Genomic DNA, 26,158 nt, shown 5'->3' on the forward strand with positions numbered 1-26,158 from the left:
TATGCTTCGGGCGTGAAAGCGATCCAGATCCTGCTGGCCGTCTGCGGCGCCCTGGCGGTGCTGTCGCTTGGCGCCTTCGGCGCGATCGCGGCGCCGAGCGAGGTCGCACCCTGCCATCAGCAGGAACATCGCGAACGAGCGCCGGACAAGGCGCCGATGGCGATGAAGGCGATGATCTGCTGCGTCGCCTGCGTCGCGCCGCTGGACCTCGAACCCGCCGACGCGCCTTCGCCCGGCCTGACGCCGCGCCGTCAGCCCGTCGCCGCCGCCCTGCCCCCGGCCGTCTTCTGACGCCGGACCACGGACCGCCCCGCCTCCCGATCGTCTGAAGCCCGCGTCCGTCGGACGCGCTCCTTTCACGATCATACGGAGGAAGCCATGACGGCTATCCGCACCCTCGCCGGCCTGTCCGCCGGCGCATCCCTGCTCGCGCTCGCCAATGCAGTCGCGGCGCAGGACCCTTCGCACCACCATCCTACGCCGGTCCCCAGCGACGCTCAGCACGCGGATCATCAGGACCACGACACGAAGCCATCGGCGACCCACGTCGGTCACGACATGCCGATGACCAGCCCTTACGGTCCCTGGCCCATCACGCGCGACGCCTCGGGCACCAGCTGGCAGCCCGACCTGGGCGAGCACGGCGGCGTCCATGCCGCCGCCGGCGACTGGACCGTGATGAGCCACGCCGTGCTGAACCTCGTGTACGACACCCAGTCCGGCCCGCGCGGCGGGGACAAGACCTTCGTTTCCGGGATGCTGATGACCTCGGCGCGACGCGACCTCGACGACCGATCCACGCTGAACCTGCGGGCCATGCTCAGCCCCGACCCGCTCATGGGCAAGAACGGCTATCCCCTGCTGCTGGCGGCCGGCGAAACCGCGGACGGCGTCAGCCCGCTGGTGGATCGCCAGCATCCGCACGACTTCTTCATGGAGCTGTCGGCCAGCTATTCCCGGCGGCTGTCGGACAAGGACAGCATCTACGCCTACGTCGGCCTGCCCGGCGAGCCGGCCTTCGGGCCGCCGGCCTTCATGCACCGCATGAGCGCGATGGACAGCCCCGAGGCGCCGATCACCCACCACTGGCTGGATTCCACCCATATCGTCTTCGGCGTGACCACGCTGGGCTGGGCGCACGACCGGTTCAAGATCGAGACATCGGCCTTCAAGGGGCGGGAGCCGGACGAGGAACGATGGGGCGTCGACAGTCCCCGGCTGGACAGCTGGTCGGTGCGCGCGTCCTGGAACCCGGCGGCCGACTGGGCCGCGCAGCTGTCCTACGCCGACGTCTCGGCGCCCGAACAACTGGAGCCCGACGAGGACGAGACGAAATGGTCGGCCAGCGTCCTGCACACGCGTCGGCTGGCCGCCGACGGCTGGTGGTCCTCCACCCTGGCGTGGGGACGCAAGACCAACGACCACGGCGAGTCCAAGGACGGATGGCTGGTGGAAACGGCGGTTCACCCGAACGACCGCTGGACCGTCTTCGGCCGGGCCGAGCGTATCGAGACCGACGAGTTGGTTCCTGGCCTCCACGGGGGCCACGGCCCGCTCTATACGGTGTCGAAGGCGTCGCTGGGGCTGGTTCGCGACTGGCGCGTCGCGCCGCGCGTCCGCCTGGGCCTGGGCGGGCTGTACGCCGTCAATCAGGTTCCCGGGCCGCTGGAGCCGCTCTACGGCGGCGATCCCGACGGCGCGATGGTGTTTGTGCGGCTGAAGATCGAATAGGCCGAACGGGGCCCGTCCGACGGCGGGCCCCTATGCCGCCGTCAGCCACGACAGGGTGGCGTATCCCAGCACCCCGAAGGCCGCGAGGCTGGCCACCGCGCCGATGGCCATCACCACCCGGAAATGGCGGTGCAACTGATAGAGCAATTCGCCGATCATCGACGATCCCACAGCCGATGGATCATTCCGATCCCACGGCCAAGGATACAGCAAGATGCGGGCCGGGTGGAATCGCGGCTCCGTGAACGCGGTTTTGCGCCCTAGACCAGGCGGCTCTGCACGAGCGCGGCGGCGATATAGCTGGCGAACAGGGGGTGCGGCTTGAACGGGCGGCTCTTGAGTTCCGGATGGTACTGCACGCCGATGAACCACGGATGGTCGGTGCGCTCGACCGTTTCGGGAAGGACGCCGTCGGGCGACAGGCCCGCGAACATCAGTCCCGCCTTCTCCTCGATGGCCTCGCGGTAGTTGATGTTGACCTCGTAGCGGTGGCGATGCCGCTCGCTGATGTCGGTCGAGCCGTAGATCTCGGCGATCTTGGAGCCGGGCTTGAGCGTCGACTCATAGGCCCCCAGGCGCATGGTTCCGCCCAGGTCGCCGCCCTGCTGGCGCAACACGCGTTGATTTCCCTGCGTCCATTCCGTCATCAGGCCGACGACAGGCTCGTCGGTCGGACCGAACTCGGTCGATGACGCCTTCGGATAGCCCGCCAGATTCCGCGCCGCCTCGATCACCGCCATCTGCATGCCGAAACAGATGCCGAAATAGGGAATGTTCCGCTCACGGGCGAAGCGCGCCGCCTCGATCTTGCCTTCCGACCCGCGCTCGCCGAAGCCGCCCGGCACCAGGACCGCATGGGCGCCCTGAAGCCGCTCCTCGCAGGCTTCGGGATCGCCTTCGAAGGTGTCGGCCTCGACCCAGTCGATATTGACCTTCACGTTGTTGGCCACGCCGCCGTGATGCAGCGCCTCGATCAGCGACTTGTAGGCGTCCTTCAGCACCGTGTACTTGCCCACGACCGCGACGGTGACCTCGCCGTCGGGATGCAGGCGACGGCGGGCGATCTCCTGCCAGCCGGACAGGTCGGGTTCCGGCGCGTCGGTGATGCCGAAGTGCGCCAGGACCTCGCGGTCCAGCCCCTCGCGATGATAGTCCAGCGGGACAGCGTAGATGTCGGCGGAGTCCATCGCCTGGATGACGCCGCTTTCGCGCACGTTGCAGAACAGGCCGATCTTGCGCTTCTCGTCGGCCGGGATCGGCTGTTCGCAGCGGCACAGCAGGATGTCGGGCTGGATGCCGATCGAGCGCAGCTCCTTGACCGAGTGCTGCGTCGGCTTGGTCTTCATCTCGCCGGCGGTCTTGATGAAGGGCAGCAGGGTCAGGTGGACGAAACAGGACTGGCCGCGCGGCAGATCCTGGCCCAACTGGCGGATCGCCTCGAAGAACGGCAGGCCCTCGATGTCGCCGACCGTGCCCCCGATCTCCACCAGGACGAAATCGACGTCCTCGCCGTCGTCGGTCAGGGCCGGCGTCAGGCAGAAGGACTTGATCTGGTCGGTGACGTGCGGAATGACCTGGACCGTCGCGCCCAGGTAATCGCCGCGCCGTTCCTTCTCCAGGATGGTCGAATAGATGCGGCCCGTGGTGATGTTGTCGGACTTGGCGGCCGACACCCCCGTGAACCGCTCGTAGTGACCCAGGTCCAGGTCGGTCTCGGCCCCGTCGTCGGTGACGAAGACCTCGCCGTGCTGATACGGGCTCATCGTGCCCGGATCGACGTTCAGATAGGGGTCCAGCTTGCGCAGGCGGACCTTGTATCCGCGCGCCTGAAGAAGCGCTCCGAGAGCGGCGGAGGCGAGGCCTTTTCCAAGCGAGGAAACCACGCCGCCGGTGATGAACACATAGCGAGCCATGGGCGGACACCTTACTCCATGATTCGCGCGGGCGGCATCGGCCGTCGCGAATCGAACTGTTGATCAAAGAAGAAAGCGCGCCCTGCGGCGCGCTTTCGGGAAGTCGGTCGGGTCGCCGCCGTTACTGGGCGGGCGGTTGGGCCGGCGCCGCGGACGGCAGGCTGGCCTCGAGGTCGTCCAGCGAAGGCGCGGCGGGCTGGGCCGGCGTCGCCGGCTGTTGCTGGGCGGGCTGTTGGGATTGGGTCTGGGGCGTGGTGGCCAGGGCGCCGACCGCATCGGCGTCGATCACCGACTGCGAGGCCCGGTCCATGTTGCCCACGACCGTCAGCACGATGGTCAGGGCGAACAGCGCCGCCGCCAGCCACCAGGTGGTCATGGTCAGAAGATTGCCCGCGCCCCGCGCGGTCATGAAGCCCGACGGCCCCCCGCCCATGCCCAGCGCGCCGCCTTCGGAGCGCTGCAACAGCACCACGCCGGTCAGGGCGATGGCGACCAGGATGATGGCGGCGAGCAGGATGGTCTGGAGCATGGCTTCGTTCATGTGGGCGCGAGCGCGCGCCGATCAAGCGGCGGCCTCTATCACCGAAGACTGTCGGGGGCAAACCTCACGCGGCGCGAATGACGGCCAGGAAATCCTCGGCTTGAAGGGAGGCCCCGCCGACCAGGGCGCCGCCCACCTCCGGCGTGGACAGGATCGCCCGCGCGTTGTCCGGCTTGACGGAGCCGCCGTACAGGATCGGCGCGCGGCCCGCGCCCTGTCCCAGGCGTTCGACGACGGCCGATCGGATCGCCGCGTGCATTTCGGCGATCTGCTCCAGGGTCGGCGTCAGGCCCGTGCCGATGGCCCAGATCGGCTCATAGGCCACGGCGAAGGGCTGTTCAGTCAGACTGTCCGGCAGGGAGGCGGCGACCTGGGCCGTCACGATCGCGACGGCGTCGCCCCGCTCGCGCTGAGCCAGGCTTTCGCCGACGCAGACGATGGGCTCCAGTCCGGCGGCCACGGCGGCCTCGACCTTCTCCGCGACATCGCGGTCCGTTTCGCCAAAGGCGGTGCGGCGCTCGGAATGGCCCAGGATCACCAGGCGCGCGCCGGCGTCGGCCAGCATTTCCGCGGACACGGACCCCGTGAACGCGCCCTGCGGCTGGGCATGGCAATCCTGCCCACCCAGTTCCACGGGGCCGCCCTTCAGCACGCCGCGCATGCGGTCGATCAGCGTCGCGGGCGGACAGAGGCCCACGCGGATCGCGCCGGCGTCGATGACCAGCGCCCGCGAGAGGCTGGACGCCTGATCCAGCGCGCCTGACAGGCCGTGCATCTTCCAATTGCCGACCACCAACTTCACGGATTGTTTCATGCCGCCTGTCTAGGCGCCCCGGAACGACAAGCCAAGGGGGCGCGCCGCATTGCCGCCATCATGCCGTCCTTGCGGGCAGGCCCCTCGCCCGCCTATACGCCGCAGTGACGCCAACCTCGGCCAGTCCCGGGATTCTCGAATGATCACCGCCTTCCGCGCCTTCTCCCGTTCCAAGTGGGCCGCGGCCCTGCTCGTCCTGATCGCCATCAGTTTCGTGATCGTGGGCGCGCGCATGGACGTGTTCTCGAACCTGGGGCCGAAGCATGTGATCGACGCGGGCTCCCGCTCGATGAACGAAGCGGAGTTCCGGGCCGCGTTCGACCGGGTGCGCGCGAATATCCAGGAGCAGGCCGGCCGTCCCGTGACCAACGAGGACCTGGTGGCCGAGAACATCCCCGGGCGCTTCCTGGAAAGCCAGACCCAGCAGCTGGGTTTCCTGAACTGGGCCTGGGAGGCGGGCATCCGTCCCGGCAAGGAACTGATCGTCAAGCAGATCCGCCAGATCCCGGCCTTCTTCAACCAGGTCACGGGCCAGTTCGACCAGCAGGCCTATGAGAGCGCGCTGGCGCAGCAGAACCTGACCCCCGCCATGCTGGAGCAGGACCTGCGCGACCAGTATGCGACCGAACATTTCGGCGCGGCCCTGCAGGCGGGCGTCCGCGCCCCGCGCATCTATGGCGCCGTTCTCGCGGGCCAGGCCTTCGAGACGCGCGACGGCCGCTGGTTCCAGGTCACGGACTCGATGATCGAGCGCCCGGCGGCCCCCACCGACGCCCAGTTGAACGCCTTCATCCAGGAGAACGCGGCGCGGCTGCGCAGCCCCGAGTTCCGGATGGTTTCGGTCGTGCTGTTCAGCCCGGACGCCGCCACCCGCACCGCGGCGATCTCCGAAGACCGCATTCGCGAACGCTTCGAGTTCAAGAAGGACAGCCTGGGCCGTCCCGAGACCCGCACCTTCGTGACCCTGACCGCGCCGAATCGCGAGACGGCGCAGAGGATCGCCGCCGCCCTGCGCGCCGGCCAGTCGCCGGCCGATGCGGGCCGCGCCAACAATGTGCGTCCGGCCGAATTCGCCGGCTCGCCCCGCACCGCCGTGGGCGACCCCGCCGTCGCCGCCGCCGTCTTCGGCCTGCAGAAGGACCAGGTGTCCGATCCGATCCAGGCCGGCGTGGGCTTCGCGGTGGCCAAGGTGACCGACATCCAGGCGCCGCAACCGGCCACGCTGGACAGCGCGCGCGAGCAGATCGTTCAGGAGTTGCGCGAGGAAGACGCCAAGGGCGCGACCTATGAGAGCGTCCAGAAGTTCGAAAAGGCGCGTCAGGACGGCAAGACCCTGGCCGACGCCGCGCGTGAGGCCGGCGCCCGCATCGTCGACCTGCCGCCCGTCACCCAGGACGGCCGTCTGCCCAACGGGCAGCCCCTGAACGCCCCCGAACAGGTCTTCTCGACCGCCTGGGGCCTGACCAAGGGCGGAGAGAGCGACGTCATAGACGCCGGTCAGGGCCAGTATTTCGCCGTGCGCGTGAACGACATCCGCCCGGCCGCCCTGCCCAAGCTGGACGAGGTGCGCGCGCCCCTGACCCAGGAGTGGACCCGCCGCGAGGTCCTGCGCCGCGTCTCGGCCAAGGCCGAGGAACTGGCCGGCCAGGTGCGCGGCGGTCAGGACATCGCCGCCGTCGCGCGCTCGGCCGGCGCCGCCCTGGTGTCTCGCCAGCGGGTCGGCCGCGACCGCGCCACCCAGGAAGCCGTCGGCCAGGGCGCGCTGCAGGGGCTGTTCGGCCAGGCCAAGGGCCAGGTCTTCGCCCAGCCCTCCGACACCGGCTATGTGGTCGGTCGCGTGGATCAGGTCCATGCCGCCGAGCCGTCCGTCGCCGGCCCCGCCGCCGAGGCCGCCCGCTCGCGCATCGCGCAGGACCTGGCGCAGGGCCTGACCGAAAGCGCCTTCACCGCCGGGGCCGCCCGGTCCAAGGCCAAGAACGATCCCGTGCTGGCGCGTCAGGCGCTCGGCCTGCCGGATCAGCCCGCGACGCCCGCTCCGGCGCAATGACGACGCGGTCGACCGGGGGCGACGTCGAGGCTCTGGAATTCCTGGCCGGCCTGACGGCCAGCCGGCCCCAGGTGCTGGTCCGACGGGTCATCGACGACCTGGAGACGCCGGTTTCGGCCTTCCTGAAGCTGGGCCGCGACCGACCTTACGCCTGCCTCCTGGAGTCGGTCGAAGGCGGGGCCGTCAAGGGGCGCTATTCGATCCTGACCCTAGACCCCGACGTCGTCTGGCGATGCCGCGGCGATCGCGCGGAGATCGCCCGGGGCGCGGACGCCATCGCCTCGGCCAAGTTCGAGGCCGAGCCGGCGCCCGCTCTGGACTCGCTGCGGGCTCTGATCACCGCTTCGCGCTTCGACCTTCCTCAGGATCTGCCGCCGATGGCGGCCGGCCTGTTCGGCGTGTTCGGTTACGACGTGGTCCGGTTGCTGGAGCCGCTGGGCGCCGCCAATCCCGATCCTCTGGACCTGCCCGACGCCGTCCTGACCCGCCCCTCGCTGGTGGCGATCTTCGATTCCGTGAAGCACGAGATCGTGCTGGTGGCGGCCGCCTATCCAGATGCCGGCGCCGATCCGGCCCGGGCGCTGGAGCAGGCCCAGGGCCGCCTTGACGCCTTCGAGGCGGCCCTGCGTCAACCCTTGCCCCCGCGCGCGCCGGTGCAGGAGACGCCGCCGCCCCTCTTCGCCTCCGCGGTGGACGAGGCCGCGTTCGGCGCGATGGTCGCGCGCGCAAAGGACTACATCGGGGCGGGCGACATCTTCCAGGTGGTGCTCAGTCACCGCTTCTCGGCGCCGTGGGGCGACGATCCCTTCGCCTTCTACCGGTCGCTGCGGCGGCAGAACCCCTCGCCCTATCTGTTCTACCTGAACTTCGACGGCTTCCAGTTGGCCGGTTCCAGCCCTGAAATCCTGGTCCGTCTGAAGGACGGCGAGGTGACGATCCGCCCGCTGGCCGGAACGCGCGCGCGGGGCGCGACGCCCGAGCTCGACAAGGCGCTGGAGGCCGAGCTTCTGGCGGATCCCAAGGAACGCGCCGAACACCTGATGCTGCTGGACCTGGGCCGCAACGACGTCGGCCGCGTGGCCGCGCCCGGCACCGTCGAGGTGACGGAAAGCTTCGTCGTCGAGCGCTACAGCCAGGTGATGCACATCGTCTCCAACGTGCGCGGCAAGGCGGATCCGAAGCTGGATGCGGTCGACACCCTGCTGGCCGCCCTGCCCGCCGGAACCCTGTCGGGAGCGCCCAAGGTCCGCGCGATGGAGATCATCGACGAGCTGGAAGGCGAGAAGCGCGGCGTCGGCTATGGCGGCGGCGTCGGCTACATTTCCGCCATCGGCGAGGCGGACATCTGCATCACTCTGCGCACCGCCCTGTTCGCCGACCAGCGCATCTTCGTCCAGGCGGGCGCGGGCGTCGTCGCCGACAGCGATCCGGCCGCCGAATACGCCGAGACCCGCCACAAGGCGCGCGCGCCCATGCGGGCCGCCGAGGACGCCTGGCGCTTTCGGATCGACGCCGTCTAGCGAGACAGAACGATCGAGGGGTCGTCGATGACCACGCCCGGTCCCAGGACCACGACCCCGGCCATCGCGATGGCGGCCGCGGCGGCCAGGGTCGCCGCGCCAAGCGCCGCCAGGCCGCTGGGCGGATCGACCTTGGGAGAGGCCAGCAGCGCCTTGGCCGCGGCGATGTGTGCGGACAGATCGATCATGCCGTCGGCCCTTTCCTGTCGTGTCATTGGGCGACCGTGACGGTTAACGTGCGCTTTACCGCCGCGCCGGCTTGGCGCGGGCGGCGCGCGGGCCTAGAAGCCGGGACATGATCCTCGTCGTCGATAACTACGACAGCTTCACCTACAACCTCGTCCACTACCTCGCGGAGTTGGGCGCGCCGACCCATGTCGTGCGCAACGACGACCTGAGCGTCGACGAGGCCTGGGCTCTGAACCCCCAGGCCGTGCTGCTGTCGCCCGGACCGTGCGCGCCGGACCAGGCCGGAATCTGCCTGCCCCTGATCGAGCGCGCGCCGATCGACATGCCGATCCTGGGCGTTTGCCTGGGCCACCAATCGATCGGCCAGGCCTTCGGCGGCGACGTGGTGCGCGCCAAGACCCTGATGCACGGCAAGACCTCGCCCATCCTTCACGACGGGCGCAGCCTGTTCGCCGGCCTGCCGTCGCCGTTTACGGCCACGCGCTATCATTCGCTCGCCGTGCGGCGCGAAACCCTGCCGGACTGCCTGGAGGTCACCGCCTGGACCGAGGACGGCGAGATCATGGGTCTGCAGCACCGCAGCCGGCCGATTCACGGGGTGCAGTTCCATCCCGAATCCATCGCCACCGAGCACGGCCACGCCATGCTGGCGAACTTCCTGGACATCGCTGGCGTCAAGCGCCTCGCGGCCGCCTGACGTGGCCGACGGGTTCAAGCCGATCCTGGCCCGCCTGGTCGAGGGCCAGCCGCTGACGTCCGAACAGGCGCACGACTTCTTCGCCGCCTGCCTGCGCGGCGAACCGACGCCCGCCCAGGTCGCCGCCGCCGTCACCGCCCTGCGCATCCGGGGCGAGACCGTCGACGAGATCGCCGCCTTCGCCGGCGCCTGCGCGACGCCGCCCTGACGCTGGACCATCCGTATGAGGTGATCGACACCTGCGGCACAGGCGGGGACGGCCAGCACACCTACAACATCTCGACCGCCGCGGCGCTTGTGCTCGCTGGCGCGGGGCTGAAGGTCGCCAAGCATGGTAACCGCGCGATCTCTTCGAAATCAGGATCATCCGACGTCTTGTCGATCCTGGGCGTGAACCTGACGGCGTCGCCCGCACAGCAGCGGCGGGCGCTGGACGAGGCCGGCATCTGCTTCCTGTTCGCCCCGGCCTACCACGGGGCCATGCGCCACGTCGGACCGGTCAGGGCGGAAATCGGATTTCGCACGGTGTTCAATCTGTTGGGACCGCTTTCGAACCCCGCGTCGGCGAAGCGCCAGGTCATGGGCGTCTATGATCCGCGCCTGCTGGAGCCGCTGGCCGAGGTGCTGGGTCGCCTCGGGGCGATCCGGGCCTGGACCGTCCACGGCCAGGGCCTGGACGAACTGGCCACATCCGGTCCCACGGAGGTGGCGGAATGGAAGGACGGCGCGGTTCGCCGCTTCCAGGTGACGCCCGAGGCGGCCGGCCTGCCCCGCGCGCCGCTGGACGCCATTCGCGGCGGGGACGGCGAGGCGAACGCCGCCGCCTTGCGCGCCTTGCTCGAGGGGCGGGCCGGCGCCTACCGCGACATTGTGCTGCTGAACGCGGCCGCCGCGCTTGTGGTATCCGATCGGGCCGCCGACCTGGCCGAAGGGGCGGGGCTCGCGGCGGCGGCCATCGACGACGGCCGGGCCGCGCAGGCGCTGGAGCGCCTGGCCCGCATCACCTCCACGCCCCCGGAAACGGACGAGGACCAATGACCGACGTTCTGGAACGCATCGCCGCCTACAAGCGCGAGGACGTCGCCGCGCGCAAGGCCGCCCGTTCCCAAGATGCGATCGAGGCGCTGGCCTTGGCCGCCTCGGCTCCGCGCGGCTTTCGCGACGCCCTGGATCGCAAGGTCGAGGAAACCGGTCGTCCCGCCCTGATCGCCGAGATCAAGAAGGCCAGCCCGTCCAAGGGCCTGATCCGCGCCGACTTCGATCCGCCGGCCTTGGCCCGCGCCTATGAGGCCGGGGGCGCGGCCTGTCTGTCGGTTCTGACCGACGGCCCCAGCTTCCAGGGCGACGACGCCTTCCTGGCCCAGGCGCGCGCCGCCGTCTCCCTGCCCTGTCTTCGCAAGGACTTCCTGGTCGACCCCTGGCAGGTGGCCGAAAGCCGCGCGCTGGGGGCGGACTGCATCCTGATCATCCTGGCGATGGTGGACGACGCCCTGGCCGCCGAGCTGCTGGCGGAGGCCGAGCGGTTCGGCATGGACGCCCTGATCGAAACCCACGACGAGATCGAAATGGCGCGCGCCTGCGCTCTGGGCGGCGATCTAGTGGGCGTCAACAACCGTTCCCTTCGCACCTTCGAGGTTGATCTCGAAACGACCGAGCGGCTCTCGATGCTCAGCCCGGTCAAGGCCCTGCTGGTGGCCGAAAGCGGCATCTTCACACCCGAAGACGTTCAGCGCGTCTCGGCCGCCCACGCCCAGGCCGTTCTGGTGGGCGAAAGCCTGATGCGGCAGGCCGATGTGGAGGCCGCCACCCGCAGCCTGCTGGCCGCCTGATGTCCGGCGGCGAACGCCGTTAAGTTGACATTAGGAAGGAACACTTACAGAACATCGCCACATGTTCACGGCTCGTTCCGATTCGACGGAAAGAGCGTATGAGGGCCAGGCGATGCTCACGCGCAAGCAGCACGAACTGCTGATGTTCATTCATGAACGGATCCAGGAGACGGGCGTGTCTCCCTCGTTCGACGAGATGAAGGAAGCGCTGGATCTGGCCTCCAAGTCGGGCATCCACCGTCTGATCACCGCCCTGGAGGAGCGAGGCTTCATCCGCCGCCTGGCGCATCGCGCCCGCGCGCTGGAAGTGATGAAGCTGCCGGAGCAGGCCACCGCCGGCGCCCCGCGCGGGCGGGCCGGGTTCAAGCCGGACGTGATCGAGGGCGGCGGTTTTCGCGCCCCGGCGCCCGAACCGGCCAACGACGTTCGCGAACTGCCGCTGCTGGGCAAGATCGCCGCCGGCACGCCCATCGCTGCGATCCAGCACGAGCGAGACCGCCTGCCGGTGCCGGAATCCATGCTGGGCCGGGGCGATCACTATGTGCTCGAGATCGAGGGCGATTCCATGATCGAGGCCGGCATCCTGAACGGCGACCTGGTGGTCATCAGAAAGGGCGACACCGCCCACAACGGCGAGATCGTCGTGGCCCTGGTCGAGGGCGAGGAGGCGACCCTGAAGCGTCTTCGCCGCAAGGGCGCCTCCATCGCGCTGGAGCCGGCGAACCGGAACTACGAGACGCGCATCTTCGGGCCCGACCAGGTCGAGGTTCAAGGCAAGCTGGTCGGCCTTATCCGTCGCTACCACTGACGGGATCGCCGACCGTGCGCGTCCACGGTCGGTCGTCCCGCACATCGGCCGTCCACACCGCCCGCCAGCCTGGCGCCGAGCGGTCTCGCCACAGTTCGACGGCCCCGCCCTTCGCCAGATCGACGCCATCCAGCACCAATCGATCGCGGCAGGCCGGCGGCAGACCCGGAGCCTCAGCGCGCAGGGCGATCACGGGGGCCGAACGACACAGCTTCTCCAGTTGCGTCGCATCCGGCGTTCGACGTCCCCACCACAGAGCGACCGGGGCGGCGTCCGCCGTCGGCGGGGCGCAGGAGAACCGCGCGCAGATCCAGTCCGACGGTCGCTCGATCGGGCTCAGTCCGCGGCGACGCGACCACAGGTCGACCGCATAGGTCCGAACGCCCGGCCGCACGATGACGGCCTGTCGGTCGACCCGGTAGGCGGCGTTGGTCCCGCCTTCTCCGATCCACAGGTCTGGCGCTGGCGGTCGAGGCCAGATCAGGACGGCCGCCGCCATGGGCAGGCCGGCCCACCGCAGTCGTCCGGTCCACAGGCACATGAACAGGACGCCGACGAACGCGATGGGCAGGACGAAGTCCGGCGCGCTGGAGACGGATTTGACCGCCCCAGGCAGGCCGGCGGTCCATTCCCCGATCGCCAGCATCGTATCGACGCCCCAGCCCGCCACGGCGAGGAAGGGCCCGCCCAGGCCCAGGGGCTCCAGCGCGGCCCCCAGCGCCAGCGCCGGCATCAGCACGAAGTCCGCGACCGGCGACGTGCCCAGATTGGCGATCAGCCCGTACATGGCGGTCCGATTGAAGTGCTGCATGGCGAAGGGGCCGGTCGCCATGCCCGCGACCAGGCTGGCCGCCACCGCCGCCGTGATCCAGGTCGCGAACCGCTGCATCGCGACGATGGGCAGGGGCGCGGAAATCTCTCGCGTGCGCTTCGGCCAGGCCTCCACCAGGGCGATCAGGGCGGCGGTGGCGGCGAAGGACATCTGGAAGCCCGGCGTCATCACCGCCTCGGGCTGGATGAGCAGGACCACGAAGGCGGCGACCGCCAGACCGTGCATGGTCACGGCCTGCCGATCCAGCAGAATGGCCAGGAATGCGATGGAGGCGGTGATGGCGGCCCGTTCGGCCGGGGCGGGCGCGCCGGACACGACCAGATAGGCGCCCACCGCGGCCAGGCCCGCCGCGGCGGCGATCTTCTTGCCCGGCGCCCGCAGGGCCAGCCAGGGCCAAGCCGCCACGCCCAGCCGCACGGCGAAGAAGACGAAGCCGCCCACGATGGCCATGTGGAGGCCCGAGACCGACAGAATGTGCGCCAGGCCGGAATCGCGCATCACGTCCAGGTCGGCGCGGCTGATCCAGGTTTCGTGACTGGTGACCATGGCCGCCGCGACCCCGCCGGTGCGCTGGCCCAGCCGCTCCACGATCCGTTGGGCCAGGGCGTAGCGGGCGGCGTTGATCCGCATCGCCAGTCGAAGCCGCCAGGGCGGTTCCTCAAGCTGGGCCGGGCGGGTGGGCAACAGCGCGAAGGCGACGCCGCCCATGCCCTGGAAGAAGGCGTTGCGCGCGAAATCGTAGGCGCCCGGGCTGGCCGGCGCGGGCGGCGGGTTCAGGACGGCGAACAGACGGATCGGCGCACCGGGCGGCGGCGGTTCGCCCTTGACGGTCGCACGCAACCGCACCGGCGTCGCCTCGGGCGCCAGGCCGCGTATGCGGACGGGGGCGATGACGACCCGATGACCGTTCTCGCCGGGGCTGTCGACATCGACGACCCAGCCTTCGATGGTTGTCGGTTCCGTCATCGCCGGCGCGACAGGGGCCGCGACGACGAGCGTGCGCGCCTTGGCGGCGCACAGCCCAAGGGCGAAATAGGCGGCCAACAGGATGGGCAGCGTCCAGCGGCGCGACAGGCCGGCTCGTCGCGCGGTCAGCCGCAGCGCGAACGCGGCGCCGCCGGCGACCAGCAGCGGCCACAGCGGAGGCTCGACCCGAAGCGCGAAGTAGGCGGCGCACCCGCCGCCGAAGGCGACCGGCGTCCACAACCGCCAGCGCAGCGTCTGGGCGTCGACCTCTTGCTTCAGCCACGCCCGCAATCGGGCCAGGGGGTAGGCTTTGCCGCGACGGGGTTTATAAGGGCCTCGCTTACGGACCCCTCCCCCATGACCTCCCCCTCCTCCACCGTCGTCACGCGCTTCGCCCCCTCGCCGACCGGCTACCTCCACATAGGAGGCGCTCGCACGGCGCTTTTCAACTGGCTGTATGCGCGCGCACACGGCGGACGTTTCCTGATCCGCGTCGAGGACACCGACCGGGAACGCTCGACCGAGGCCGCCGTGAAGGCGATCTTCGACGGTCTGAGTTGGCTGGAACTGTTCGGCGACGAGGAACCCGTCTTCCAGTTCGCCCGCGCCGATCGGCATCGCGAGGTGGTCGATCAGCTGCTGGAGTCGGGCCACGCCTACCGCGACTTCACCTCGGCCGAGGAGACCGGGCGTCTGCGCGACGCCGCCAAGGCCGAAAAGCGCGCCTTCGAGTCGCCCTGGCGCGACCGGGAGCCGACGGTCGATGATCTGGCCCTGCCCCACGTCGTGCGTTTCCGGCGCCCGCTGGCGACGACCGTCACCGTGGCCGACCAGGTCCAGGGCGACGTCAGCTGGTCGACCGAGGATCTGGACGACCTTGTCCTGCTGCGCTCCGACGGCGCGCCGACCTACAACCTGGCCGTCGTCGTGGACGATCACGACATGGGCGTCACGCACGTCATTCGCGGCGACGACCACCTGAACAACGCCGCCCGCCAGAGCCTGATCTACGACGCCCTGGGCTGGACGCGGCCGACCTTCGCCCACATCCCCCTGATCCACGGCCCGGACGGCGCCAAGCTGAGCAAGCGGCACGGGGCCCAGGCGGTCCATGAGTACGCCGAGATGGGCTATCTGCCCGAGGCGATGCGCAACTACCTGGCCCGCCTGGGCTGGTCGCACGGCGACGACGAACTGTTCAGCGACGAACAGGCCATCGCCTGGTTCGATTTCAAGGGCGTCGGCAAGGCCCGCCCGGCTGGACTTCGACAAGCTGGCGCACGTCAACGCCCACTGGCTGCGGCTGGCCGAGGACGAACGTCTGGCCAAGCTGGCGCTGGACGTGCACCTGGCGCGCGGCCACGCCCTGCGCGAGGACGACGAAGGCCGCCTTCAGCGCGCCCTGCCCTTCGTCAAGGATCGCGCCAAGACGGTCCTGGACCTGGCCGACCAGACGGCGTTCGTCCTGAAGTCGCGGCCTCTGGCGCCCGACGAAAAGGGTCAGGCGCTGCTTAGCGGCGAGACGCTGGACCGCCTGGGACGATTGCGCCACCGGCTCGCCCTGTTCCAGTCCTGGGACGTGTTCGCCCTGGAGGCCGAACTCAAGGCCTTCGCCGAGGACGAGGGCGTCGGCTTCGGCAAGATCGGCCCGCCGATGCGCGCCGCGCTTACCGCCGGGTCAACTTCGCCCGACATCGCCAGAACTTTGGCCGCCCTTGGGCGCGACGAAAGTCTCGGGCGCTTGGATGATGCGTTGCAACAGACTAAGTGACACCCACAAACCAAAGAGCGCCCGACGCCTCCCCGCGCCCGGACGTCATATTGCAAAGGGGCATTGATGACTGACCAAGCCAAAACCGCCACCCTCGAATTCGAGGGCAAGAGCGTCGATCTGCCGATCCTGTCGGGTTCGACCGGTCCGGACGTGATCGATATCAGGAAGCTCTACGGCGGCACGGGCGCCTTCACCTTCGATCCCGGCTTCACCTCGACCGCCTCGTGCGAGTCGGGTCTGACCTACATCGACGGCGACGCGGGCGTCCTGCTTCACCGCGGCTACCCGATCGACCAACTGGCGTCGAAATCGAACTTCGTCGAGGTCTGCCACCTGCTGCTGCACGGCGAGCTGCCGACCGCGGCGCAGTACGAGAAGTTCGAAAACAGCATCACCGTGCACACGATGCTGCACAGCCAGTTCGACCGCTTCTTCGAGGGCTTCCGCCGCGACGCCCACCCGATGGCCATCATGGTGGGCACCGTCGGCGCCCTGTCGGCCTTCTATCACGACAGCCTGGACATCCACGATCCGGTCCAGCGCGACATCTCGGCCATCCGCCTGATCGCCAAAATGCCGACCATCGCGGCCCGCGCCTACAAGTACCACATCGGCCAGCCGTTCGCGTCGCCGCGCAACGACCTGTCCTACGCCGAGAACTTCCTGCGGATGTGCTTCGCCGTGCCGGCCGAGGACTATCACGTCGATCCGGCCCTGGTGCGCGCCATGGACCGAATCTTCATCCTGCACGCCGACCACGAGCAGAACGCCTCGACCTCGACCGTCCGCCTGGCCGGTTCGTCGGGCGCCAATCCGTTCGCCTGCATCGCCGCCGGCATCGCCTGCCTGTGGGGCCCCTCGCACGGCGGCGCCAACGAAGAGGCGCTGACCATGCTCAAGGAGATCGGCACGCCGGACAAGATCCCGGAGTTCATCCAGGGCGTGAAGGACCGCAAGTTCAAGCTGATGGGCTTCGGCCACCGCGTGTACAAGAACTACGACCCGCGGGCGAAGGTCATGCAGCAGTCGGCCTATGAGGTCCTGGCCGCGACGGGCCGCGAGAACGATCCGCTGTTCCAGGTCGCCAAGGAGCTGGAAAAGGTCGCGCTGCAGGACGAGTATTTCACCTCGCGCAAGCTGTTCCCGAACGTCGACTTCTATTCCGGCATCACCCTGTCGGCGATGGGCTTCCCGACCACCATGTTCACCGTCCTCTTCGCCCTGGCCCGCACCGTGGGCTGGATCGCCCAGTGGCAGGAAATGATGGCCGATCCGTCGCAGAAGATCGGTCGCCCGCGTCAGCTGTACACCGGCCCGACCGAGCGCGATTACCTGCCGATCGACCAGCGCGGCTGATCCTCTCGCCGGTCTATGGATTGAAAGGACGCCGGGTTCGCCCCGGCGTCCTTTTTGTTTGGCCTCAGGCCAGATGCAGATCGACGAACCGCTCGCTCAGGTCATCCAGGTCGCGGAACATGTGGGCCAGGCCGATGGCCGCCGCTCCGCGCGCGATGTCGCCGGCGTCCTCGGCCGGCCCCAGCGCCAGGGCGACGTCAGGCTGGCCCAGCGCGTCGCCAGGATGGCCGCGCGACAACGCCTCCAGACGCGCCACGGCCCTTTCGGCGGCGGTCTTCCACGGCCCCAGCCGCGGCCCCGCGTCCTCCGTCTGGAACCCGCGCCCCAGGATGACGATGTCGCTGCGAACCCGCCAGAACGCCCGCACCAGGGCGGCGCGATCCGCCGTCTCGCGCTGCGGGCCGGGAAGGTCGATCACGTTCTTGGCCGCCTGCCCCAGCGTATCCAGCCGCCGCTTCAGATCGGTGTGCCGCCGCGCGATCTCGGCGGCGTTCGCGGGGTCGCTATCCAGCACCAGTCCCAGCAGGGCCGCCGCCTCGGCCGCCGCGTCGCGCGCCTGCAGTCGAAACGTCTGGCGCGCGTGGCGAGGAAACAGCAGCAGGATGGAGACCACCCCGACGCCGCTGCCGACCAGGATCTCCAGCATCCGGTCCAGGGCCAGGGAGGCCGGACCGTCCGGCCCCGCCCCGCCGGCGATGACGATCGCGGCCGTGACCGGCGCGACCTTCAGCCAGGGCCGGCCCGCGCCGAAGAACGCCAGGATCGCCGTGGCCAGCGCGATCGCTCCCGCCAGGCCCGCCATGCCTTCCGGCCGGATAAAGGCCACGGCCGCGCCGAGCACGGCGCCGGTTGCGGTTCCGATCGCCCGGTCCCGCGCCACCGTCAGCACGCCGCCGCCGACGCTGGCCTGGATCACCACGATGGCCGAGATCACGCTCCAGTAGGGGTGCGGCAGACCCAGCGCCGTCGCCAGATAAAGCGCCGCGCCCGCGCCGGCCGCCATCTGCAGGGCCGCCCGCGCCTCCGCCGCCCTGCGCGGACTCAGCCCCCGCATGGCGCCGTCCTCCTGTCGTCGTCGATCGTCATCCGTGCAAGATGCAGCCTGTCGCGCCGAAAGGCCACCGAACGGCTCAGGCGCGCGCCTTGTCCGCCACCACGCGCAGCACGGCGTCGGCAGCCAGTTGCGACGGATCGGCGCGGCCCCGGCCCATCAGGTTCAGCGCCTCGGTCTGGCGGCGGGCCTGTTCGGCGGCGGCCTGGGGGTCGCGAAGCAGCCGCCCCACGGCCTGGGCCAGCGTCGGGGGTCGGCGTCGCCTTGAATGAACTCTGGGGCGATCCGCTGGTCCGCGGCGATATTGAACAGGGTGATGTGCCTGGCCGTCACCAGCCGCTTCATCAAGGCGTAGCTCAGGCCGTCGATCCGATAGGCGATGACCATGGGCGCGCCGGCCAGGGCCAGTTCGGTGGAGACGGTGCCGCTGGTGGCCAAGGCGGCCGTGGCGGCCTTCATCGCATCGTATTTCTCGTCCTCGCGGACCAGATGCACGCGCATCGGCCAGGCCGACACCCGACCCGAGACGTCGTCGGCCACCGTCCCCGCCGCCACTACGGCGACCTCGAGATCGGGCAAGCCCGCCTTCAGCGTCCGCACCGTCGCCTCGTAGACCGGCGTCATGCGCCGCACCTCGCTGGGACGGCTCCCCGGCAGCACCAGAAGCAGGGGCGCATTCGCCGCAACGCCGTGCCGGGCCCTGAACGCCGCGCCGTCCGCCCCGCCCATGTCGACGTGAAGGGCCGATGAGCCCACCACGGTCGTCGCCAGGCCTTCCCGCTCGAACCAGGGCGCGTCGAAGGCGTAGAGCGCCAGCAGGTGGTCCACGGCGCCGGCCAGGGTCCGGGCGCGGCCCGGGCGGGACGCCCAGACCTGCGGCCCGACATATTTGATCAGAGGAATATGCGGCTGGGCGGCGCGGATCGCCTTGGCGACCCGCACGGTGAAACCCCAGCTGTCGATCAGCACCACGGCGTCGGGCTTTTCGCGCGCCGCCAGGGCGGCCGTCTGCTCGACCCGGCGCTTGACCTTGCCATAGGCGCGCAGGCCCTCGACCCAGCCCAGGATGGACAGTTCGGCGATGTCGAAGGGGCTGTCGACGCCTTCCGCCGCCATGCGCGGACCGCCGACGCCGACGAAGGTCACGTCGTCCCCCAGCCGCGCCTTCAGCGCCTTGGCCAGGCCGGCGCCCAGGGCGTCGCCCGACGCCTCGGCTGCGACCAGCATGATCTTCAGCGGCCGGCTCATCGCGTCTCGCCCCAGACGAACAGGCCCAGGCGGTCGGCGGTCTCAATGACGGCGGGACGGTCGATCAGGATCAGGCGCCCCGAAACGCCGCCGACGCCGGCCAGCCCCGCGCGGGCGGCGTTCTCGAGGGTGCGCGGGCCGATGACGGGCATGTCGACGCGCAGGTCCTGGATCGGCTTGGGCGCCTTTCCCAGCGCGCCCCTGGCCTGGCCGGGCCTGCCGCGCAGGTCGGCCGGCAGAGCCGCCACGCGGTCCAGCATCGCATCGGTGCCTTCCTGCGCCTCGACCGCCAGGACCAGGCCGTCGCAAACGACTGCGCCTTGGCCGATATCAAATTCTCCTGATTTTTCCGCGATATGAAGCGCCTTCTTCAGGTCCGACATCTGTTCGGCCGTCGGCGTCACGGCGCCCAGCGCGCCCGCAGGCAGGGTCTCGCCCCCCAGGATGTCGTCGGCGCCCTCGACGGCGAAACCTTCCGCCTCGAACACCGAGAGGATCTTCCTCAGCAGGGCGTCGTCGCCCTTGGCCGCCGCCGCCACGATGCCGGGAAGCAGGGACGCGCCCTTAAGGTCCGGCTTCAAGGTCTTGAAATCGGGGCGGTTCACGATCCCCGCCAGACAGACCGCGGCGCAGCCGCTTCTTTTCAGCGCCTTCAGGATCGCGCCGATCTGGGCCATGCCGAAGTCGTCGCCCGGCCAACGCGTCAGGTGCGGATCGGCGAACCCTTCCAACCGCACGACATACAGGTCGCGCCCTTCCGCATCGCAGCGCTGGGCCACGGCCTGGGGCAGGTCGCCGCCGCCGGCGATCAGGCCCAGCTTCGGCCGGGTCATTCGGCGTTCGGCAGGCACAGCGGTCGCCGCCCGCCCTCGCGGATGAAGGTGACGATCTCGACGATCTCGGGCAGGTCGGCATAGCGCTCGGCCACGCCGTCGATGCGTCCGGCGAACTCGCCCTCGCCCTCGAACAGTTCGCGATAGGCGGCCAGCAGACGGCGGATCTGGTCCTTGCCATAGCCCTTGCGCTTCAGACCGATCAGGTTCAGGCCGCGCAGCCGCGCATGGTTGCCCCACGCCGAACCATAGGGGATGACGTCGCGCGTCACCGCCGCCAGGCCGCCGATGATGGCGCCCTGCCCCACGCGGCCGTTCTGGTGCACTGCGCACAGCCCGCCCAGGAAGACCTTGTCCCCGACCTGGGCGTGACCGCCCAGGGTGGCGTTGTTGGCCATGACGACATTGTCGCCGACCACGCAGTCGTGCCCGACGTGAGCGCCGGTCATGAACAGGTTGTGGGAGCCGACGCGCGTCACGCCCGTCCCTTGCGGCGTGCCGCGATTGAAGGTGCAGTGCTCGCGGATCAGGTTGTTCTGGCCGATCTCGAGGCGGACCGGCTCGCCCTTGTATCCGTTGTGCTGCGGGTCGCCGCCGACGGCGGCGAACGGATGGATGACCGTTCCGGCCCCGACCGTCGTATCCTGCTGGATCACCACGTGGCTGACCAGTCGGACGCCCTCGCGCAGCGTCACGTTCGGCCCGACCGTGCACCACGGCCCGACCTCGACCCCGTCGGCCAGGGTCGCGGAGGCGTCGATCAGGGCGGTCGGGTGGATGGTCATCAGGCGGCGGGCTCCGCCACCGTCACGACCATGGCCATGAACTCGGCCTCGGCCGCCAGCTTGCCGTCGATGAAGGTCTCGCCGCGGAACTTGTAGGCGTCGCCGCGCGCCTTGATGACCTTGACCTCCATGCGCAGCTGGTCGCCCGGCCGCGCGGGCTTGCGGAACCGCACGCCGTCGATCGACATGAACATGATGACCTTGTCCGCCACGGCGACATCCAGCGTCTTGGACATCAGCAGCGCCCCGGTCTGGGCCATGGCTTCCACGATCAGGACGCCCGGCATGACGGGATCGATCGGGAAATGGCCGGGAAAGAAGGGCTCGTTATGGCTGACGTTCTTGATGCCGACGATCGACGTCGCCGGCACGAAGGCCTCGGCCTTGTCGACCAGCAGGAACGGGTAGCGGTGCGGCAGCCGCCGCATCACCTCGGCGTAGTCGATATTGACGGTCTCGCTCATGATTCCCTCGGCCCCTTCCTGGAAGCGGCCTGTTTGGCGAGCCAGACCGTCTCGCGCAAGAACTGACGGATCGGGCGCGCGGGATAGCCCGACCAGGTCTCGCCCGCCGGAATGTCGGCCAGAACGCCGGCGCCAGCCGCGACGCGCGCGCCTTCGCCGATGGTGATGTGGTCGCCGATGCCCGCCTTGCCGCCGAAGATGACATTGTCGCCCACCGTGACAGAGCCCGAAATGCCGGTGTTTGCGACCAGCAGGCAGTTGCGTCCGATGACGCAGTTGTGGCCGACCATCACCAGGTTGTCGATCTTGGTGTTCTCGCCGATCACCGTGTCGTCGTAGGCGCCCCGGTCGATGCAGCTGTTGGCGCCGACGGTCACGCCGTCCTGCAGGATCACGCGACCGAGCTGGGGAATGTCCATCACGCCAGTGGCGGTCCCGGTGGCGCCGAAGCCCGCCTCGCCGATGCGGGCGCCGGCGTACAGCTTCACCCGGTCTCCGATCAGGGCGAAGCCCACGCTGACGTTCGAGCCGATGACGCAGTCGCGGCCGATCTGCACGCCCGGACCGATGACCGTATTGGCCCCGATGCGCGATCCGCGACCGATGCGGACGCCCTGGCCCAGGATGACGCCCGGCTCGATCACCAAGGTGTCGTCTTCCGCGGCCTCCGACGCCGACGCTGCGCGATCCAGCGCGATGGTTCGATGAAGCATCGCGGACGCCTGGGCCCAGGCGGCCTGGGGCGTGCGGTGCGAAATGACCGCCGATCCCGACGGCGCGGCGGCGACCGCCTCGGCCGGCGTGATCACGCAGTCGGCGCGGGTCTCGGCCAAGGCCTTGGCGAACTTGCGGTCGCCGAGAAACGCGATCGCGCCCTCGCCCGCGGAGGACAAGGGCGCGACGGAACGCACCATCCGCTCCCCGCCCCTTTCGACCGTTCCGCCCACCCTCGCCGCCAGGTCGGCGACGCTCAGCGGCGACAGGGTCTCGAAGAAGCGGGGATCGGGCATCGGCCTTAGTTGGCCGCGGCCGGCTGTTGCTGCTGCTGGGCCGGAACGGCCATGCGGTTGAAGCTCAGCGTCGGCAGGGCGGTGTTCAGGCGCTGGATGACCAGGTCCGTCACGTCATGGGCCGGGTTCATCATGAAGACGCTTTCGCGGTCCAGCATCAGGCCGCAGCCGCGCTCTTGATAGACCTGCACCAGGATCGGCGAGACCGCCTCGGTGATCGCCTGGCGCTGCATGGCCAGGGTGTAGCGCAGTTCGTTCTCGCGGGTGGCTTCCAGCTGCTGGGCCTCCTGGGCGCGCTGTTGCAGGGCCTGGCGGCGGCGGTTCAGTTCATCGGGCTGCAGGGTGGAGCCCGAGGTCTGGAGCTGCTGGGCCTCGGTCTGAAGCGCGGTGGCGTAAGGCTGCAGTTCGGTCTGCACTTCCTGGGCCAGCTGCTGCATCCGCGTTTCCACGGCCTGGCCGACCGACGACTGCGCGAACAGGCGGGCGTTGTGATAGACGCAGACGCCGGGGATCTGCGGTCCCGGGTTCTGGGGCGTGGTCGCCTGCTGGGCCGAAGCGGCCGTGGCGATGAGGGAAGCAGCCGCGGCAGCGGCGATGGCGATGGTCTTCATGGTCTTCCTCGTGCGGTCTGACAGGCGCCGCGATTAGAACTGGGTGGAGGTCGAGAAGCGGAAGGATTCCGTCTTGTCGTAGTCTTCCTTGGCGAGAACCTTGGAGATGTCGAAGCGGATCGGCCCCATCGGCGAACGCCAGTGGATGCTGAGACCCGCGGACGCCCGCAGGGACAGCTCGTCGGCGATCGTGGGGTCCACCGTCCCGGTCGAGGTCAGCTTGTAGCGATCGTCCAGAACGCCCAGCGTGCCGAAGTCGGCGAACAGAGAGGTCTTGATGCCGTATTGCTCGGGCAGATAGTTCGGCAGGGTCAGCTCGACCGTGCCGATGGCGTAGAAGTTGCCGCCCAGGGCGTCGGTCGTGTCCAGGTCGCGCGGACCCATGCCGGCGGTCTCGAAGCCGCGGAAGCTGTTGCCGCCCTTGAAGAAGCGATCGTTGATGCGGATCGGGTCGCCGTTCCAGCCGCTGACATAGCCGGTCGAGCCCTGGAGGCTGACGATCCAGTTCGGCGTGATGCCGTAGTAGTAGCTGGCGTCCGCCTCGGTGCGGATGTAGTTCACGTCGCCGCCCAGGCCGGCGAAATCCTGGCGCAGGGATCCGGCCCAGCCGCGTGTCGGGCGCACCGGATCGTTGGTCCGGTTCACCTGCAGGGTGTAGCCCACCGACGAGTTCAGATAGCTGCCCACCTGGTCGCACAGCGCCGAGGAGCCGAAGCCGCCGCTGGTGCAATAGCCGCTGGGCACGATGATCTCGTCGCTCTTGAGGAAGTAGCGGGTGCTGAACAGGGTATAGCCGTTCAGCGGATAGCTGAGACGCAGGCCGCCGCCGGTCGAGCGGTAGTCGTAGGACGAATATTCGCTGAGATCGTAGCGCGAGTGGAACAGGTCGAACCCGGCGCGCAGGTCGCGGCCCAGGAACTTGGGCTCGGTGAAGCGGAAGTCGACCTGCTGGCGCAGCGATCCCCATTCCAGGCGCGCCACGACGTTCTGGCCGCGTCCGCGGAAGTTCCGTTCCGAGATGCCCAGGTTCACGGTGAAGGAGTCGACCGAGCTGAAGCCGGCGCCGACGGACAGTTCGCCGGTCGGCTGTTCCTGAACGTTGACGTTGATGACCGATCGGTCGGGCGCGCTGCCGCGCTCTTCCTGGACGGTGACGTCCTTGAAGAAGCCCAGGGCGCGCAGGTTGTTGCGCGACCGCTCCATCAGCGCGCGGTTGAAGGCGTCGCCTTCGGTCAGCATCAGTTCGCGCCGGATGACCGGGTCGATCGTGCGGGTGTTGCCCACCACATTGATGCGGTCGACATAGACGCGCTGGCCTTCGGACACGTTGAAGGTGACGTCCACCGTGTCCGTGTCGGGATTGGCCCGATAGGTCGGATTGATCTCGACGAAGGCGTAGCCCGCCGAACCCGCGGCGAACGTCAGGGCGTCGACGGCGCTCTCGATCTTGTCGCTTTCGTACAGGTCGCCGCTGCGGATCGGCACCAGCGCCTTGAGGAAGTCGGCGTTCAGGCGGTCGTTCTCGGTGACAACGTTCACCTCGCCGAAGTTGTAGCGGTCGCCCTCGTCCATCGTCAGGGAGATCTGGAAGGCCTGGTCGTCAGGCTGCAGCTCGGCCACCGACGACACGATGCGGAAGTCGTAATAGCCGCGGTTGGTGTAGAACTTGCGCAACTGCTCCTGATCGTATTCGAGACGATTAGGATCGTAGTTGTCGTTGTTGGAGAAGAACTTCCACCACGTGGACTTCTCGGTCACCATCACGCCGCGGATGTCGCGATCCGAATAGGCCTCGTTGCCCAGGATGTTGATCGCGCTGATGCCGGTCTGGCGGCCTTCGTTGATCTCGAAGATCACGTCGACGCGGTTCTGCTCCAGCTGGACCAGCTTGGGCGTGACCGTGGCCGAGATGCGGCCCTGCAGGCGATACAGTTCGACGATGGCGCCGACGTCTTCCTGAACCTTGGCGCGCGTGTAGATGCCGCGCGGCTTCAGCGTCACCTCCTCGGTCAGCTTGTCCTGCGACACGGCGCTGTTGCCCTCGAACACCACCTGATTGATGATCGGGTTCTCGACGATCTGCACGATCAAGTCGCCGTTCTGGACGCCCAGTTGAACGTTGGCGAACAGGCCGGTGCGCGACAGGGTCCGCACCGCCACGTCCAGCGTCGCGGCGTCCACCGTGTCGCCCGGCCGGATCGGCAGATAGGACAGGACCGTGGTCTGGTCGATCCGCTGGGCGCCCTGCACCACGATGCGGTTGACCACCAGCGATTCCGGCGCGGCGATCTCGACGCGCGGCGGCTGTTCGGCGGCCGGCTGGGCCGGAGCGGTCGCCGGCGCCGTCTGGGCCATCGCGGGTGCGCCCAGGCCCGCGGCGACGAACAGCGCCATCAGGCTGGAACGGGCGCTCAGTCGAGCGGCGGCGCGGGTCTTCATGTCGATCATTCGGGAAACCATCGGGGGCTGGCGTCGGCTCAACTGACGAGCCCGCCGAGGAATTGGAAGAGGTTGAGCTTCTGCAGGTCGTTCCACGTCGCGAACAGCATGAATCCCGCCAGCAAAGCAAGCCCGACCCGATAGCCCGCCTCCTGGAACCGGGCCGCGACCGGGCGTCTCGCTACCGCTTCATAGGCGTAGAAGACGAGGTGGCCCCCGTCCAGCACAGGAATGGGCAACAGGTTTAGAAAGCCGATTCCGATCGAAAGTATGGCGGCCAGATTGATCAGCGTCAGCCCCAGGTTCAACGCCGTCGCCCGGGGATCGGGATTGGCCTGAACCGCCATGTTGGTCAGCGAGCCGCTGGCCTTGGCGATGCCGATGGGACCGCTCAGCTGGTCGCCGGATTCGCGGCCGGTCAGCAAACGCCCGAGGTAGGTGACGGTCGATCCGATGACGTCGGCGGTCTGTTGCGCGCCCGCGCCGATGGCCGAGATCGGGTCGTATCGCACATGGCGGATGTCTTGGCGCCGCGCTTCCAGAAGCACGCCGATCCGGCCGATCTGGATGCGTCCGGCGATCGGGTCGTTCTCCATCCGACGCTGGGGCGTGGCGACCAGTTCGACCGGCGCGCCGTTGCGCTCCACGGTGAACCGCAGCGGGTCGCCGCTGCTCAGCATGACGGCGCGCGTCACTTCCG

22 protein-coding genes and 3 pseudogenes are annotated in these 26,158 nt (G+C 69.3%); 10 read left to right on the top strand and 15 right to left on the bottom strand.

Annotated features, from left to right (window positions below; translation table 11 throughout):
• Positions 1-12: 12 nt before the first annotated feature.
• Positions 13-291, top strand: coding sequence for a hypothetical protein (locus MU852_RS00405; protein WP_249750599.1), 279 nt, complete (start codon positions 13-15; stop codon positions 289-291).
• Between the two features lie 87 nt (positions 292-378).
• Positions 379-1,731 (top strand): hypothetical protein, encoded by a 1,353-nt coding sequence (locus MU852_RS00410; RefSeq protein WP_249750600.1) that lies wholly within the window; start codon positions 379-381, stop codon positions 1,729-1,731.
• 30 nt (positions 1,732-1,761) lie between these two features.
• Here the strand turns inward: MU852_RS00410 and MU852_RS17130 are convergent, their stop codons facing one another.
• The 4 genes from MU852_RS17130 to tpiA all read right to left on the bottom strand — a co-directional run bounded on the left by MU852_RS17130 (position 1,762) and on the right by tpiA (position 4,999).
• Positions 1,762-1,890, bottom strand: coding sequence for a hypothetical protein (locus MU852_RS17130; protein WP_283843709.1), 129 nt, complete (start codon positions 1,888-1,890; stop codon positions 1,762-1,764).
• 101 nt (positions 1,891-1,991) lie between these two features.
• Complete coding sequence (gene pyrG, locus MU852_RS00415; protein ID WP_249750601.1) at positions 1,992-3,644, bottom strand: CTP synthase; 1,653 nt, start codon at positions 3,642-3,644, stop codon at positions 1,992-1,994.
• 121 nt (positions 3,645-3,765) lie between these two features.
• Positions 3,766-4,185, bottom strand: coding sequence for a preprotein translocase subunit SecG (gene secG / locus MU852_RS00420; protein ID WP_249750602.1), 420 nt, complete (start codon positions 4,183-4,185; stop codon positions 3,766-3,768).
• Positions 4,186-4,249: 64 nt separating this feature from the next.
• Positions 4,250-4,999: a triose-phosphate isomerase gene (tpiA, locus tag MU852_RS00425; protein WP_249750603.1), complete on the bottom strand. Its 750-nt coding sequence runs from the start codon at positions 4,997-4,999 to the stop codon at positions 4,250-4,252.
• A gap of 139 nt (positions 5,000-5,138) precedes the next feature.
• Between tpiA and MU852_RS00430 the strand changes: the two genes are divergently transcribed.
• Positions 5,139-7,046, top strand: a complete 1,908-nt coding sequence (locus MU852_RS00430) for a peptidylprolyl isomerase (protein ID WP_249750604.1) — start codon at positions 5,139-5,141, stop codon at positions 7,044-7,046.
• Positions 7,043-8,566, top strand: coding sequence for an anthranilate synthase component I (gene trpE / locus MU852_RS00435; protein ID WP_249750605.1), 1,524 nt, complete (start codon positions 7,043-7,045; stop codon positions 8,564-8,566). Before MU852_RS00430 ends, trpE begins: the two co-directional genes overlap by 4 nt.
• On the opposite strand, the gene MU852_RS00440 is transcribed toward trpE, so the two are convergent.
• Entirely contained in the window at positions 8,563-8,754 is a 192-nt protein-coding gene (locus MU852_RS00440) for a peptidoglycan-binding protein (RefSeq protein ID WP_249750606.1), read from the bottom strand. The two genes, trpE and MU852_RS00440, sit on opposite strands and share 4 nt — an antisense overlap.
• A gap of 107 nt (positions 8,755-8,861) precedes the next feature.
• Here MU852_RS00440 and MU852_RS00445 point away from each other — a divergent pair, with 107 nt between their 5' ends.
• From MU852_RS00445 to lexA, 4 genes and pseudogenes are all read left to right on the top strand, one after another.
• Positions 8,862-9,452: an anthranilate synthase component II gene (locus MU852_RS00445; RefSeq protein ID WP_249750607.1), complete on the top strand. Its 591-nt coding sequence runs from the start codon at positions 8,862-8,864 to the stop codon at positions 9,450-9,452.
• A 1-nt stretch (position 9,453) separates the two neighbouring features.
• A pseudogene (gene trpD, locus MU852_RS00450) lies at positions 9,454-10,490 on the top strand (anthranilate phosphoribosyltransferase).
• On the top strand, positions 10,487-11,281 hold the full coding sequence (trpC, locus tag MU852_RS00455) for an indole-3-glycerol phosphate synthase TrpC (RefSeq protein ID WP_249750608.1): 795 nt from the start codon (positions 10,487-10,489) through the stop codon (positions 11,279-11,281). The pseudogene trpD and the gene trpC overlap by 4 nt, the downstream one beginning before the upstream one ends.
• Positions 11,282-11,393: 112 nt before the next feature.
• Positions 11,394-12,089, top strand: coding sequence for a transcriptional repressor LexA (gene lexA, locus MU852_RS00460; protein WP_249750609.1), 696 nt, complete (start codon positions 11,394-11,396; stop codon positions 12,087-12,089).
• Here lexA and MU852_RS00465 read toward each other — a convergent pair.
• A complete protein-coding gene (locus MU852_RS00465) occupies positions 12,070-14,178 on the bottom strand; it encodes a ComEC/Rec2 family competence protein (protein WP_249750610.1) in 2,109 nt (702 codons plus the stop codon). The genes lexA and MU852_RS00465 overlap by 20 nt on opposite strands.
• 66 nt (positions 14,179-14,244) lie before the next feature.
• On the opposite strand from MU852_RS00465, the pseudogene gltX reads away from it, so the two are divergent.
• Together gltX and gltA are read left to right on the top strand one after the other, a co-directional pair.
• Positions 14,245-15,658, top strand: a pseudogene (gene gltX / locus MU852_RS00470) (glutamate--tRNA ligase).
• Positions 15,659-15,724: 66 nt separating this feature from the next.
• The gene (gene gltA / locus MU852_RS00475; RefSeq protein ID WP_249750611.1) at positions 15,725-17,017 is read left to right on the top strand and encodes a citrate synthase; all 1,293 of its coding nucleotides are present in this window, start codon (positions 15,725-15,727) and stop codon (positions 17,015-17,017) included.
• 64 nt (positions 17,018-17,081) lie between these two features.
• On the opposite strand, the gene MU852_RS00480 is transcribed toward gltA, so the two are convergent.
• From MU852_RS00480 to MU852_RS00520, 9 genes and pseudogenes are all read right to left on the bottom strand, one after another.
• Positions 17,082-18,071, bottom strand: coding sequence for an FUSC family protein (locus tag MU852_RS00480; protein WP_249750612.1), 990 nt, complete (start codon positions 18,069-18,071; stop codon positions 17,082-17,084).
• Between the two features lie 76 nt (positions 18,072-18,147).
• Positions 18,148-19,316, bottom strand: a pseudogene (gene lpxB / locus MU852_RS00485) (lipid-A-disaccharide synthase).
• Positions 19,313-20,149 carry a UDP-2,3-diacylglucosamine diphosphatase gene (lpxI, locus tag MU852_RS00490; protein ID WP_249750613.1) on the bottom strand — a complete coding sequence of 279 codons (837 nt, stop codon included), beginning with the start codon at positions 20,147-20,149 and terminating at the stop codon, positions 19,313-19,315. The pseudogene lpxB and the gene lpxI overlap by 4 nt, the downstream one beginning before the upstream one ends.
• Entirely contained in the window at positions 20,146-20,934 is a 789-nt protein-coding gene (gene lpxA, locus MU852_RS00495; protein WP_249750614.1) for an acyl-ACP--UDP-N-acetylglucosamine O-acyltransferase, read from the bottom strand. Before lpxA ends, lpxI begins: the two co-directional genes overlap by 4 nt.
• The gene (gene fabZ, locus MU852_RS00500) at positions 20,934-21,398 is read right to left on the bottom strand and encodes a 3-hydroxyacyl-ACP dehydratase FabZ (RefSeq protein WP_249750615.1); all 465 of its coding nucleotides are present in this window, start codon (positions 21,396-21,398) and stop codon (positions 20,934-20,936) included. Before fabZ ends, lpxA begins: the two co-directional genes overlap by 1 nt.
• Complete coding sequence (gene lpxD, locus MU852_RS00505; protein WP_249750616.1) at positions 21,395-22,408, bottom strand: UDP-3-O-(3-hydroxymyristoyl)glucosamine N-acyltransferase; 1,014 nt, start codon at positions 22,406-22,408, stop codon at positions 21,395-21,397. Before lpxD ends, fabZ begins: the two co-directional genes overlap by 4 nt.
• Before the next feature lie 5 nt (positions 22,409-22,413).
• Positions 22,414-23,019: an OmpH/Skp family outer membrane protein gene (locus MU852_RS00510; RefSeq protein ID WP_249750617.1), complete on the bottom strand. Its 606-nt coding sequence runs from the start codon at positions 23,017-23,019 to the stop codon at positions 22,414-22,416.
• A gap of 33 nt (positions 23,020-23,052) precedes the next feature.
• Positions 23,053-25,467: an outer membrane protein assembly factor BamA gene (gene bamA, locus MU852_RS00515; protein ID WP_249750618.1), complete on the bottom strand. Its 2,415-nt coding sequence runs from the start codon at positions 25,465-25,467 to the stop codon at positions 23,053-23,055.
• 29 nt (positions 25,468-25,496) lie between these two features.
• The gene (locus tag MU852_RS00520) at positions 25,497-26,153 is read right to left on the bottom strand and encodes a site-2 protease family protein (protein ID WP_249750619.1); all 657 of its coding nucleotides are present in this window, start codon (positions 26,151-26,153) and stop codon (positions 25,497-25,499) included.
• Positions 26,154-26,158: the final 5 nt, after the last annotated feature.

This window comes from Brevundimonas albigilva (assembly GCF_023503965.1).
Classification (GTDB): Bacteria; Pseudomonadota; Alphaproteobacteria; order Caulobacterales; family Caulobacteraceae; genus Brevundimonas; species Brevundimonas albigilva.